The following is an 11,994-nucleotide window of genomic DNA, read 5'->3' as shown; positions in this document are numbered from 1 at the left end:
CCCTTTGGAAAGGGTCTCCCTCCCCGGACCCCTCCCCCCCAAACTTTTTATTGGGGGTGGGGGGCACGGGGAAGGCCTGTGCAATGAATACTCTACAAGAAGGGGTCAAGGGGGTGTGCCCCCTTGCGGGGTGCAGGGGCAGCGCCCCTGCATTCTTGTGGCTTACCCCTTGGGCGGAAAAAGGGCCACGATCTCTTCGGGGGTGATGTCCGGGTGGATGTCCAGCAGGGCGAGGGCGCGGTAGTCTTCGGGGGTATCCATGTCCAGCTTCAGGTCGGGGCGGCGCAGGGCGGGGTTGGCCGGGTCGAAGGTGCGGATGCGGTACTGGCCGGGGTTGTCCCAGATGTACGACAGGCAGTGCTCGCGGTGGGCGGGCAGGGTGGCCTTTGCCGCTATGTCGGCCAGCAGCGCGTAGGACAGGGTTTCCGCGCCGAGGCCATCGGGGTAGCTGTTGCCACGCGGGATGTGGTTGTACGCGTAGTCACAGGCCCCGGCGGCGTTCTCGCTGCGCCAGAAGCGGATCAGGTCGTCGATGGCCGGTCCCCAGATCAGCGGGTTGTCGGCGCAGATGCGCACCACCTGCTCCGCGCCGTGGGCGGCGCCGGCCAGGCGAAAGCGTTCCAGCACGTCGTCTTCCGGCCCCCGGAACACGGCCACGCCCTGGCGCGACAGGTGGTATTCCAGCACGTCGTTTTCGGGCCGGTCGGAAGTGGCCACGACCACTTCGTCGATAAGCTGCGCCTTGCGGGTGCGGCGCACCACCCAGTCGATGACGGGCAGGCCGTGCAGCGAGAGCATGGTCTTGCAGGGCAGGCGGGTGGAACCCAGGCGGGCCTGGATGAGGGCGACGGTTCTCATGCGGAATCTCCGTGGGGGCCGCGCGGCGTGCCGGATTTGTTTGACGTGGGTGGTGCCACGGGCTCGCCCGAAAGCGGGGTGTTGGTGGAAGCAGCGGAACCCCCGTTGGCGGGCACGGCCCCTTCCACGCTGGCGGACTGTTCGATGAGCGCGGTGCGCAGGTCGAAGTCCGGGCCGAAGGGCAGCTCGTCGATGTACGAGGGGCGGCGCGGGGCGGCCCCGGCCTGCGCGGGGGCCAGCAGCGCGCCGATGCGCGCCACCACCCCGGCCTTGTTGCGGGTGAAGTCCAGCCGCTGCATGCGGCCGTGCTGGGTGCGGCGGAAGTCTTCGTCCAGCATGCGCGCGAAGGCCCGGCGCAACGCCCCTTCGCGGAAGGGGTGCATGACGCCGAGGTAGGCGAAGCCGTTGCGGGCGCGGGCAAAGGTGTGGCGCGCCTCGCGCTCGTGATGGGCCATGACGATGGCGGGCACGCGCATGTGCGCCAGCTCGTACACGGTGCGCCCGGCGGAGCAGATGGCGATGTCCGCCCCTTCCATCTTGCGCGACATGACGTTGGTGGCGTGGGTGAATTCCACCAGCGGCGAGTTCAGGGCGTCCACGTGCGCCAGCATGGCCTCGCGGTGGGCGTAGCCCGGCCCGGCCACGATGCTGATGGTGATGCCCCGCTCGCGGCACAGCGGCTCTATGATGTCCAGGGTGCGCCGGGTGAAGTCGGAGTGGTCGGTGCCGCCAAAGGTGACCAGCACCCGCCGGGGCTGCGGCCGGAACGGGTTGCGTTCGCCGGCGATGAATTCGTCGCGCAGGCAGAAGTAGCGGTGGCCGTAGAGCAGGCGCGGGTCTTCGTGCTTTTCCTCGTACAGGGCGTTGACCACAAGGTCGGCGTGGGCCGCGCCGGGGCCTTCGTCCTCGAAGTTCACGGTGCGCACCCCGGCGGCCTTCAGGCGCAGCATATAGCTGGCGTCGGTGTCCAGGATGTCGTTGACCACCAGGTCCGGCGCAAGGCGCAGCACGTCTTGTGCGAGCCCGGTTGCAAGGTCGTCCGTCTGCTGGATGTAGGTGCGGTAGTCGCGCGCGGCGATGTTCTTGACCGCCAGCTCGCTGTCGCGGGTGCAGAGGAAGGTGATCTTGTGGTCGGAAATCTCGTGGGCCAGCATCAGGGCGCGGAACACGTGGCCCATGCCGATGGCAGGATACCCGGCCACCACGAACACGATGTGCCGCCGCTCCAGCAGCTTTTCGCACAGCCACCAGTCCTGGTAGCTGTTGATCTCGATGGCCCGGTCGTTGAGGAAGTAGGGCATCACGCGGGGTGTCGCGCCGGGGGCCAGGGCTGCTGCGCGCAGCATGACCAGGGCCTTGCTTTCCACGTAGACTTCACGGCTGGGGGAGGGTCTGTCGCCGGAGGCGCGGTCCTGCTGGGGGCCGTCCTCTGGTCTGTCGTCCGCCCCGTCTTCCGGCCCTTCATCCGCAAGGATGGCGTCCAGGCTGCCGTCACGCTTTTCCCACACCCGCTGGCGGATGCTTTTCACCGTCACCAGCACGTCGGCCCCTTCGCGCACGAAGCGGTCGAAGGCGTCGTCGATGTCGTGCCCGGTCAGCAGCGGGCAGCTGGCCCGATAGATGACCAGGTACGGGTAGGTGGCGGCCAGTTCTTCCAGCACGCCGCGCAGTTCGCGCACGATGTCCAGCGAGGTGAAGCGCAGGCTGGCGTTGTAGTGGTGGCGCACGCCGTTGCGCTCACAGACCAGGGCGATTTCCTGGCTGTCGGTGACCACCACGATGTCCGCCGCCTCGGCCACGGACCGGGCCGTGTCGATGGCGCGCTGGATCAGGGTCACCCCGGCCAGCCGTTTCACCAGCTGGTCGGGGATGACCGCATTCTTCTTGATGGCGGGGATGACGATGCAGCGCCGGGGGGCGGTCATGGTGCCGCTAACCCCTGCGCAGCCCGTTGAGCACGTCTTTGGTGGCGGCGAGCATGTAGTCGAATTCCGCCTCGGTCAGCCAGTGCTGGAAGGGGAAGGAGATCATGTTGTCGAAGAACGTGTCCGCATTGGGGCAGTCGGCCGCGCCGTAGCCCAGGCGCTGGTAGAACGGGTAGCGGTTCAGCGGGTAGTATTGCACCACGCACTTCACGCCCTTGTCGTTGAACATGGTGCGGATGAACGCGTCGCGCTTGTTGGCCGAGTCGTTCCCCGTCATGCGGGCCGCCAGCAGATGGTAGTTGTGCCGGGTGGTGTCCACCCGGTGGAACTCCAGCTCCGGATAGTCGGCCAGCGCGTCGATGAAGCGAACGGCGCGTTCGCGCTTTTCGGCGTTGATGCGGTCGATGCGCTCCAGCTGCTTGATGCCCAGCGCGCATTCGATCTCGCCGATGCAGTAGTTGTTGGGCCACAGCATCTCGCCGTCGATCATGGGCATGTCCACGTTGCCCATGGCGGGCACCCAGTAGTCGGGCCGCTCGTAGTCGAAGCCGCAGTGCCCGTTGTGGCGCAGCCCGGGCACCAGCCTGGCCAGTTCCGGGTCCTGCACCACCAGCATGCCGCCCTCGCCCAGCGTGGTCAGGTTCTTGTGCGAGTGGAAGGAGTAGATGGCGAAGTCGCCGAAGCTGCCGGACATCTTGCCGTCCACGTCCGCGCCGATCGACTGGGCCGTGTCCTCCACCACCAGGATGCCGCGCGAACGCGCCAGCTCCATGATGGCGGGCATGTCCGCCACATAGCCGTACAGATGCACCACCACGATGGCCTTGGTGCGTGGGGTGAGCACCTTTTCGATGCTTTCCGCCGTCACCACGCGGGTCTTCAGGTCGATGTCCGCCCACACCGGCTTCGCGCCCTTCTTCAGGAACGGATACGCCGACGCCGTGAACGTGTGCGAGGGAATGACCACCTCGTCGCCTGGCTTGAACCGACACAGCTGCGCCGACAACTCCAGCGCCGACACCCCGTTCATCACCGCAAAGCAGTGCTCCACGCCCAGGTAGTCCGCAAACTTGCGCTGGAACTCCTGCATGTACCGGCCCTGGGTCAGGGTCTCGGCCGTGCGCATGGCCTCGGCCACCACGGCAATCTCGTCCTCCGTGTAGTAGAGGGCGCGGCCGCTGAAATTCACCTTGATATCCATCTGTCCATGCTCCTGCAACGCAAGGTGTTGAGAACGGGGGCGCTGCCCCCGTACCCCCGCAAGGGGTCCGCGACCCCTTGACCCCTCATGCCGTTCCGGTTCGCACTGCGTGCGATCCGGAACGGATATCGGTCAGGAGGCGGGTGGGTGTGGTGGGTGCCGCGTCGCCTCGCGCGTGGTGTACGCCATTTTCGGGGCGGCTTGTTCCCATTCGCCCATCTACCCCAATTAAAAAGTTTGGGGGGATGGGGGCCGGGGGAAGGAGACCCTTTCCAAAGGGTCCCTTCCCCCGGTTATGCTTTTCTTTCAGAATCCGGAAAGGCGGCCCTACATGGCCTTGAACAGCGAGATGACCTTCTCGTCGGTGAGGATCTTGCGGAAGTCGGGGCCGAGGGCGTTGATGAGCGGCTTTTCGTGCACCACGGACGAGGCCACCAGGGCCTTCATCTGGTCGTCGGAGAGGTTGGCGCACAGGCCCTTGGGCAGGTTGACGCCCTGGCGTTCGATCATCCGGGCGTACTTGGGGTAGTCTTCGGGGTAGAATTCGCCCAGCACGCTGAGGGCGTAGCAGTTGGCGATGCCGTGGTGGGTGTGCAGCACCACGGAGAGGCCGGCGGAGATGGGGTGGATGACGCCCACGTTACCGGCGCTCATGCCGCCGAGATACGAGGCGATCATCATCTTTTCCAGGTTCTCTTCGGCCATCATGTCGTCGGAGAGAAAGATTTCCTCGCACATGTCCACGGCCTTCTGGGCCAGGGCATCGACGATGACGTTGCGGTAGCTGCCCCGCAGCGATTCGATGCAGTGCATGTAGGTATCCATGCCGGTGTAGAAGTACTGGTCGCGCGGCACGGTGCGGGTCAGTTCCGGGTCCAGCAGCAGCTGGTCGTACATGGTGATGTCGCTGTTCATGCCCAGCTTGATGCCGCGCTTGGCGTTCAGCAGCACGCAGGTGCGCGAGCATTCGGCCCCGGTGCCGGACAGGGTGGGCACGCCGATCTTGTGCGGGGCGGGGTTCTTGACCAGGTCCCAGCCCTGGTAGTCCGCGGCCTGGCCGGGGTTGGTGAGCATGTTGGCCACGGCCTTGCCCACGTCCAGGGTGGCCCCGCCGCCGATGGCCACGACGGTGCAGGGCAGGCGGTTGTCGTGGCTGCGCACGGCGGCGGCAAAGTCGTCGATCTGTTCGGTGGTGGGTTCGTTGGTGGTGTCCACGAACAGCACGAGGTCGCCGTCCTTCTTGGGCAGGCGGCCTTCCAGCTCGCGGCCCCGGAAGTAGTGGTCCACGAAGAACACGGCGGGGCCGGCCACGGCGGCGCGGCGCGCGTCCACAAGATCGCCCAGTTGGGCGAAGGAACCCTTGCCGAGGATGTAGAAGGGAACGTTCTTGGTATTGCGGTACATGGTGGTCTCCTGGGGGTTGTGCGGAAGGTGCGCCGCGTTACGCATTCTAGGCGTATTCGCGGGGGCGGGCAAGATGTCCGGAAATATGTGGAACAGGCGGTTAGCCGGGGAAATGCCCCGGCGGTGCGGCGTGCGTAAAGGTGCCACCCGGCGGGCCGGAGGCGTGGAGAAGGCAGGGCGAAGCGGGGGTATGCATGGGGGGTGACCGGCGGTGCCGGGCGGGGTGTGGCCGCGTGCTGCCGCCGGGGGTGCCCGGCGGAACGGAGTGAATGGGACTCGCGACGGATGCACCAGTAAGGATTCGGCGTGCCAAAGTCAATGGAAAAGAGGCCGGTGCGCCGCACAATGCTGGCTTTGGCCGCGCGGGTATGGCAGGGGAGTGGTGGAATGGAACATTCAACAGTCATCGGGGAGGATGCATGAACGACGACGGCAAGACCATGACCCGGCGCACTCGGTCCGCCGCGTGCGGGCTTTCGGCGCTGGTGACGCTGCTGGTGCTGGCGGCGCTGCTGGCCGGGTGCAGCGAGAAGCTGCAACTGTACCGGCCCGGCGCGCTGGCCACGCTGAGCGGCACGGTGAGCTTTCGCCAGCGCATTCTGCTGCCGCTTAACGTACAGGGCGAGGTGCGCCTGCTGGACGTGACCGATGGCGGTGACGGGGTGGAACTGGCCCGCGTGGAACTGCCCGCGCCGGTGCGGGCGCCCGCGCCGTACCGCATCGACTTTGACGCTGCGCGCATCGACCAGCGCCGCAACTACGTGGTCGAGGCCACCCTGTACGAGCCCGCCACGGGCGGCGGCACGGGCCGGGTGTGGTTTCGCACCCCCGCGCCGCAGTACGTGCTGACGCACGGCAACCCGGCCTACAAGGAACTGGTGCTGGAGATGGCCCGATGAGCGCGGCGGCCACGGCGGCTGCGGTGGACGCGCGGGGCGACGTGGCACGCTGCCCGTGGGCGCGCACGCCGGAAGAAATAGCCTACCACGATGCCGAGTGGGGCGTGCCCGTGCGCGACGACCGCATCCATTTCGAATTCCTGGTGCTGGAAGCGGCCCAGGCCGGGCTTTCGTGGCTGACCATCCTGCGCAAGCGCGAAGGCTATCGCCGCCTGTTCGCCGGGTTCGACCCCGCGGTGGTGGCCCGGTTCACCCCGGCCGACGTGGAGCGATTGCTGGGCGATGCCTCCATCGTGCGCAACCGCCTGAAGGTGGAGGCGGCCGTGCGCAACGCGCAACTGTTCCTGGACGTGCAGGCCCGCCACGGCAGCTTCGATGCGTTCATCTGGAACTTCGTGGACGGCCGCCCGGTGTGCAACCAGTGGCGTGAACTGTCGCAGGTGCCCGCCACCACGCCGCTCTCGGACACGGTATCGAAGGAGCTGAAGCGGCTGGGCTTCAAGTTCGTGGGGTCCACGGTGATCTATGCCCATTTGCAGGCCACGGGGCTGGTCAACGATCACCTGACCAGTTGTTTCCGCCACGCCGAAGTGGCGGCGGCGCGCCGGGGCTGATCTGGCTGGGTCGGCTGGCCCGATGGGCGCGGCGGGCGCGGCGGGCCGGGCGGCAGGCGTGGAATGCATCGGGCCTGAACGCGCGCTGGCTTGTGCGGCAAGGGGATGGGTGCGTGCGGCAGGAGAAGGCCGGGCGCTGCTTCTTGCCAGTGCGGAAATTGATGCCTATAATTATTCGTATCGATTTTATCTATATCAACACCAAGGAGTCAGTGAGATTTATGATTACGCTTACCGACCGTGCCCGCACGGAACTGGATGCCTATTTTTCCGACAAGGAACGCAGCCCCATTCGCGTGTACCTGGCCCCCGGCGGCTGCAGCGGCCCGCGCCTGGCCCTGGCCCTGGACGAGCCGGGTGAAGAGGACAAGGTGTTCGAACCCAGCGGCTATACCTTCTGCGTCAACGGCGGGCTGCTGGAGCAGTCCGGCGCCATCAGCATCGACCTTGGCTCCATGGGCTTTTCCGTGACCTCCGAAGTGCAGCTCGGCGGCGGTGGCGGGGGGTGCAGCGGGTGCGGGAGCTCGAGCAGCTGCTGCGGCTAGGGCCGACTGCAAACCGTCCTTTTTCCCGTTGGCTTCGTCAAGCTTCGCCTGCCATGTCGGTCGAATACGATAAGAGTATACTCCCTCATGGCAGGCTTGTTTTCCTTGCCAACGGACGAAAATCCTAATTTGGGAGCAGCCCTTGGTGCTCTGCCTTTTGGCTGATCGCTTCGCATAGCCGGAGAACGAAAATCCCGTCGCGCCCCAGCGCGAGATCACGTTTGTTTCTGTCTTGGCATGAAGAACATGTGCGGAGCCGGATGTCTGTCCGGCTCCGTGTTGTTTTCAGAGGGATGGGGAAGACACGGCCACGCTTCCGGGCGTATCGGCCAGCACTCATGCCGCCCTTGGGGTCGGAAGAACCCGTTCTGGGCGGTGGCCCTTTCCGCCCTTGCACACCGCGCCGCACGGGGGTAGGAAACCGCCCTTGCGGGCGTGCGTGGGTGCGCCGCCCGGCAGCAACGTCACTGCATCGGACCATCATTGCATTGCCGCGAGCACGCGACAGAGAGGGACATTCGCCATGCGCAGCATCGCCGTGTATTGCGGCTCCAATTTCGGCAGGGGCGACGACTATCTGAAGGCCGCCGTGGCCCTGGGGCAGACGCTGGCGGCGCAGTCCATCCGTCTTGTCTACGGCGGCACCACCAAGGGGCTCATGGGCGTGGTGGCCGATGCGGCCCTGCGCGCCGGGGGCCAGGTGCACGGCGTGATCACCGAGAGGCTGGTGGAGGGCGGCCAGTTGCACGAAGGGCTGACCAGCCACGACGTGGTGCCCGACATGCGCAGCCGCAAGGCCCGCATGGCCCAACTGGCCGAGGGCTTCGTGGCCATGCCCGGCGGCATCGGCACGCTGGAGGAATTGTTTGAAATCTGGGTGGAAGGTCAGCTCTATCCGCCCGCGCGGCCCATCGGTCTGCTGGACGTGGGCGGCTTTTACGGGCCGTTCTTCGGCATGATCGACCACATGATCGAGGAACGCTTTCTGCCCGTGGGGCACAGGACCATGGTCATGGCCCATGCGGACCCGGCAGACCTGGTGGCTGCCATGCGCGCCTATACCCCGGTGACCGTGGAGAAGTGGGGGCTGTAACCCCGCCCCGACCCACGCCCGGCTCCCACCCGTTCCGCCGTCGCCCCGCCGCCTGATCCTGACCATGCGCCCGGGCGCACGCGCCGTTTCCGGGGCGAACCGCACGAAAGACGGCCCTGTCGTCCCCTTTTTGGGGGACAGCAGGGCCGTTGTGCGTGGCGAGTGTGCGGTCCGTGTGTCGTCTTGCGTCCGGTGTGCGTCAGCCGTTGGGTCAAATTCTTTCGCGTCCCGTCAGTGGCAGCGGGCCATGGCTCGCAGCATTTCCTCGCGGCCCGGTCCCAGGGGCGGATTGAATTCCACCCCCATTTCGTTCCCTCGGTACCAGCGGGTGTGGTAGGGGATGTTGTGCAGGTGGCCCGGCTCGTTCACCGTGGAGTGCAGATACATGCCCTTGCCCGCGCCGCCCAGGTCCGCGCCGCCGCCGTACACCAGCAGGCGCGCACCGCCGGTGCTTACGTCCAGCAACCGAGCCTTGTACTCGTGCTCACCGTAGAGGATGCGGCACGGGTAGTCGTATTCGGCGGACGCAAGATCAATGCGGAAATATGCCCTGCGGTCTTCCTTGGGATTCTTCATGGCGTGTCCCTCCGTGCTGACGGCCCGCCGCCGCGTGATGCGGCGTGCGTGCGCGTGTGGATCTGTCGACCGTGAGCCGACGGGTGGCTGGCAGGGGGGCAACGCGGGTCGGCAGGTGATGCGCCCCGGTGGGGCAGGGCTGGACGGGATGAGATGGAGCGCGCGGGAGCCACCGTGTACTGATATGGTATGACGTGTCGCCCGCGCGGGCAATGGGCAAGACGCCCCCAACGGCGTCGCGCGCGCAGGTTATCATGCCCCGCCGCCAACCCCCCGCGCTGCTTGGCCGGGCATTGGGCAGCGGGCGTCCGGCGGGCGGCAACCCAAAAACAAAGCCGGGCCGCCGGTTTCCCGGCGGCCCGAAATGGAGCCCTTGAGCAGGATTGAACTGCTGACCTCGTCCTTACCAAGGACGCACTCTACCGACTGAGCTACAAGGGCATGCTGTCGCATGATGCCGCAGGGTTGCGGGGCACGAAAGGCCCGTCGCGTGCGGCGGACGGTTGACTAGCCTGTTTCGCCACCGGCGTCAAGAGCGGGGCCGGGAATGGCGTGCACGTCTGCTGCGTGTGTTCCGCCTGCTCCGTATGGCCCGTCAGGTGCGGGCCTTGTGCGCGGCGGGCGGGTTGCCGTTGCGCCTCTGCATTGTTCGGTCAACCAATCTATATCGAGCCGCTTGACCTCCCGCGCGGACTGATGCATACATTGCGGTACCCATAGTCTTCCAGGTTTTCTTCGCATCTCCAACGCAAGGACAACAGCCCCATGCGCCGCACCGCAGCCACCGCACTTCCGAACGCCACGGGCCTACAGGCCCCGGTATTCGTAGCGGTCGTCGTACGCGTAGTACGTCGCGTCGCGCCGTAGCCGGGGCAGGTCTCAGCAGCAGAGAACAGTCCAACCCCCGTCGGCGCGAGCCGGCGGGGGTTGTCGTTTTCCGCACCTGGCGGGAAGGGCGCATCCTCCTCCGGCATCGGCCCGGATATCAGGAGGAGCGCACATGTCAGCCCACAGCCAGTCAACGGCCGGTTCCGGCATCGCACCGGACGCCGCATCCACCCCCCGAAAACGCCAGCCCAACGGCGCGGATTTCGTCATCCGCCTGCTGGAGCGTCAGGGCATCGACGTCATCGCGGGCATTCCCGGCGGGGCCAACCTGCCCCTGTACGACGCCCTTGGCCGCGCCGGGTCCATCCGCCACGTGCTGGCCCGGCACGAGCAGGGCGCGGGCTTCATGGCCCAGGGCATGGCCCGCGTCACGGGGCGGCCCGCCGTGTTCTTCGCCACGTCCGGCCCCGGGGCCACCAACACCCTGACCGCCATCGCCGACGCCAAGCTCGACTCGGTGCCCGTGGTGTGCATCACCGGGCAGGTACCGCTGGGCCTGGTGGGTTCGGACGCCTTCCAGGAGGTGGACATCTACGGCATGTCCATTCCCGTGACCAAGCACAACTTTCTGGTGCGCTCGGTGGACGAACTGGCCGAGGTCATCCCCGCCGCCTTCCGCATCGCCGCGTCCGGTCGCCCAGGCCCGGTGCTGGTGGACATTCCCAAGAACGTGCAGATGGCCCCGGTGGACCCGGCGGTGTTCGACAACCCGCCGCAGCCGGGCCTGCCCGCGCCGCCCCCCGCGCCGGCCCCGGCGGACATTTCCCGTGCGGCCGCGCTGCTGAATGCCGCCAGGCGTCCCATGCTCTACCTGGGCGGAGGTGTGGTGGCCTCCGGCGCGTCGGACATGGCCGTGCAGCTTGCCGAACGGGCCGGGCTGCCCACGGTGATGACCCTGATGGCCCTGGGTGCCATGCCTGCCGGGCACCCCCTTTCCCTCGGCATGCTGGGCATGCACGCCGCCCGGCACACCAACCTGCTGCTGGCCGAATGCGACGTGCTGCTGGTGGCCGGGGCGCGCTTCGACGACCGGGCCGTGGGCAAGGCCGAGCGCTTCTGTCCGGACGCCACCATCATCCATATCGACATCGACGAGAGCGAACTGGACAAGATACTGCCCGTGCACTGCGGCATCACCGGCGACGTGGGCCTGGCCCTGGCCGAGCTGCTGCCGTTGCTGCGCCCCCGCGCGGAAGCCGGGCGCGAGGCGTGGCTGACCCGGGTGGAGGAATGCCGCCGCCGCCACCCCTTCGTCATGCCCGGCGCGGAAGACCCGCGCACCCCTTACGGGCTGATCCGCTGCGCCGCCGACGCCGTGGACCACGACGCCATCGTGGCCACCGACGTGGGCCAGCACCAGATGCGCACGGCCCAGGCCTATCCCCTGCGCGGTCCGCGCCGCTGGCTGACCTCCGGCGGGCTGGGCACCATGGGCTTCGGCCTGCCCGCGGCCATCGGCGCGGCGCTGGCCCGGCCCGAGGCCACGGTGCTGTGCTTCACCGGTGACGGCAGCCTGCAGATGAACATCCAGGAACTGGCCACCGCCGCCGAAGAAGGCGTGAACGTCAAGATCCTGCTGGCTGACAACAACGCCCTGGGCCTGGTGCGTCAGCAGCAGGAACTGTTCTACGAGGGGCGGCTGGTGGCCAGCGGCTACCGGGTGAAGGTGGATTTTGCCCGCATCGCCGAAGGGTTCGGCGTGCCCGCCGTGGACCTGGACGCCAGCGCACACCCCCTGCGCGACCTGGCCCACGCCTTGCGCGCGCCGGGTCCGTGCCTGATCCGGGTCACCGTGCCCGCCGAGGCCAACGTGTACCCCATGGTGCCGCCCGGGGCGGACAACCTGCAAATGATCGGCGGCGAGCCGGAACCGGCGGACGCCGCCAATGCCCCGGCGGATGCCGCCAACGCAACCGAGCCTGACGATGCCGCCACCACTATCGCCGCCACCTCCGGAGGTCGCCATGTCCACGCCTGATGCCGCCCGTCAC

General features: G+C 67.4%; 10 protein-coding genes and 1 tRNA gene. 5 read left to right on the top strand and 6 right to left on the bottom strand.

Features of this window, described 5'->3' with window-relative positions; translation table 11 throughout:
- Positions 1 to 162 precede the first annotated feature (162 nt).
- The 4 genes from RVX_RS16325 to RVX_RS16310 all read right to left on the bottom strand — a co-directional run bounded on the left by RVX_RS16325 (position 163) and on the right by RVX_RS16310 (position 5,388).
- On the bottom strand, positions 163 to 858 hold the full coding sequence (locus RVX_RS16325; protein ID WP_116307690.1) for a cytidylyltransferase domain-containing protein: 696 nt from the start codon (positions 856 to 858) through the stop codon (positions 163 to 165).
- Complete coding sequence (locus tag RVX_RS16320) at positions 855 to 2,783, bottom strand: cytidylyltransferase domain-containing protein (protein ID WP_116307692.1); 1,929 nt, start codon at positions 2,781 to 2,783, stop codon at positions 855 to 857. The genes RVX_RS16325 and RVX_RS16320 overlap by 4 nt, the downstream gene beginning before the upstream one ends.
- Before the next feature lie 7 nt (positions 2,784 to 2,790).
- Entirely contained in the window at positions 2,791 to 3,984 is a 1,194-nt protein-coding gene (locus tag RVX_RS16315; RefSeq protein WP_116307694.1) for a DegT/DnrJ/EryC1/StrS family aminotransferase, read from the bottom strand.
- A 327-nt stretch (positions 3,985 to 4,311) separates the two neighbouring features.
- Positions 4,312 to 5,388, bottom strand: coding sequence for an iron-containing alcohol dehydrogenase family protein (locus RVX_RS16310; RefSeq protein WP_116307695.1), 1,077 nt, complete (start codon positions 5,386 to 5,388; stop codon positions 4,312 to 4,314).
- Between the two features lie 419 nt (positions 5,389 to 5,807).
- On the opposite strand from RVX_RS16310, the gene RVX_RS16305 reads away from it, so the two are divergent.
- From RVX_RS16305 to RVX_RS16290, 4 genes are all read left to right on the top strand, one after another.
- Entirely contained in the window at positions 5,808 to 6,287 is a 480-nt protein-coding gene (locus tag RVX_RS16305; protein WP_116307697.1) for a YbaY family lipoprotein, read from the top strand.
- A complete protein-coding gene (locus RVX_RS16300; protein ID WP_116307698.1) occupies positions 6,284 to 6,901 on the top strand; it encodes a DNA-3-methyladenine glycosylase I in 618 nt (205 codons plus the stop codon). Before RVX_RS16305 ends, RVX_RS16300 begins: the two co-directional genes overlap by 4 nt.
- A gap of 221 nt (positions 6,902 to 7,122) precedes the next feature.
- A complete protein-coding gene (locus tag RVX_RS16295) occupies positions 7,123 to 7,446 on the top strand; it encodes an IscA/HesB family protein (protein WP_116307700.1) in 324 nt (107 codons plus the stop codon).
- Positions 7,447 to 7,969: 523 nt separating this feature from the next.
- A complete protein-coding gene (locus RVX_RS16290) occupies positions 7,970 to 8,539 on the top strand; it encodes a TIGR00730 family Rossman fold protein (RefSeq protein ID WP_116307702.1) in 570 nt (189 codons plus the stop codon).
- Positions 8,540 to 8,770: 231 nt separating this feature from the next.
- Here RVX_RS16290 and RVX_RS16285 read toward each other — a convergent pair whose 3' ends face one another.
- A complete protein-coding gene (locus tag RVX_RS16285) occupies positions 8,771 to 9,115 on the bottom strand; it encodes a PilZ domain-containing protein (protein WP_116307704.1) in 345 nt (114 codons plus the stop codon).
- A gap of 365 nt (positions 9,116 to 9,480) precedes the next feature.
- A tRNA-Thr gene (locus tag RVX_RS16280) sits at positions 9,481 to 9,556 on the bottom strand.
- A 559-nt stretch (positions 9,557 to 10,115) separates the two neighbouring features.
- Here RVX_RS16280 and ilvB point away from each other — a divergent pair.
- The gene (gene ilvB / locus RVX_RS16275) at positions 10,116 to 11,981 is read left to right on the top strand and encodes an acetolactate synthase large subunit (protein ID WP_116307705.1); all 1,866 of its coding nucleotides are present in this window, start codon (positions 10,116 to 10,118) and stop codon (positions 11,979 to 11,981) included.
- Positions 11,982 to 11,994: the final 13 nt, after the last annotated feature.

Origin of the sequence: Nitratidesulfovibrio sp. HK-II (assembly GCF_003402415.2) — a bacterium.
Classification (GTDB): domain Bacteria; phylum Desulfobacterota; class Desulfovibrionia; order Desulfovibrionales; family Desulfovibrionaceae; genus Cupidesulfovibrio.
This window is presented reverse-complemented; position numbering and strand designations above follow the sequence as displayed.

Excerpts from the sequence above, each read along its gene's own strand:
- RVX_RS16295 (WP_116307700.1), top strand. The coding sequence starts at position 7,123 with ATGATTACGCTTACCGACCGTGCCCGCACGGAACTGGATGCCTATTTT.
- ilvB (WP_116307705.1), top strand. The coding sequence starts at position 10,116 with ATGTCAGCCCACAGCCAGTCAACGGCCGGTTCCGGCATCGCACCGGAC.
- RVX_RS16315 (WP_116307694.1), bottom strand. The coding sequence starts at position 3,984 with ATGGATATCAAGGTGAATTTCAGCGGCCGCGCCCTCTACTACACGGAG.
- RVX_RS16285 (WP_116307704.1), bottom strand. The coding sequence starts at position 9,115 with ATGAAGAATCCCAAGGAAGACCGCAGGGCATATTTCCGCATTGATCTT.
- RVX_RS16320 (WP_116307692.1), bottom strand. The coding sequence starts at position 2,783 with ATGACCGCCCCCCGGCGCTGCATCGTCATCCCCGCCATCAAGAAGAAT.
- RVX_RS16310 (WP_116307695.1), bottom strand. The coding sequence starts at position 5,388 with ATGTACCGCAATACCAAGAACGTTCCCTTCTACATCCTCGGCAAGGGT.
- RVX_RS16305 (WP_116307697.1), top strand. The coding sequence starts at position 5,808 with ATGAACGACGACGGCAAGACCATGACCCGGCGCACTCGGTCCGCCGCG.
- RVX_RS16290 (WP_116307702.1), top strand. The coding sequence starts at position 7,970 with ATGCGCAGCATCGCCGTGTATTGCGGCTCCAATTTCGGCAGGGGCGAC.
- RVX_RS16325 (WP_116307690.1), bottom strand. The coding sequence starts at position 858 with ATGAGAACCGTCGCCCTCATCCAGGCCCGCCTGGGTTCCACCCGCCTG.
- RVX_RS16300 (WP_116307698.1), top strand. The coding sequence starts at position 6,284 with ATGAGCGCGGCGGCCACGGCGGCTGCGGTGGACGCGCGGGGCGACGTG.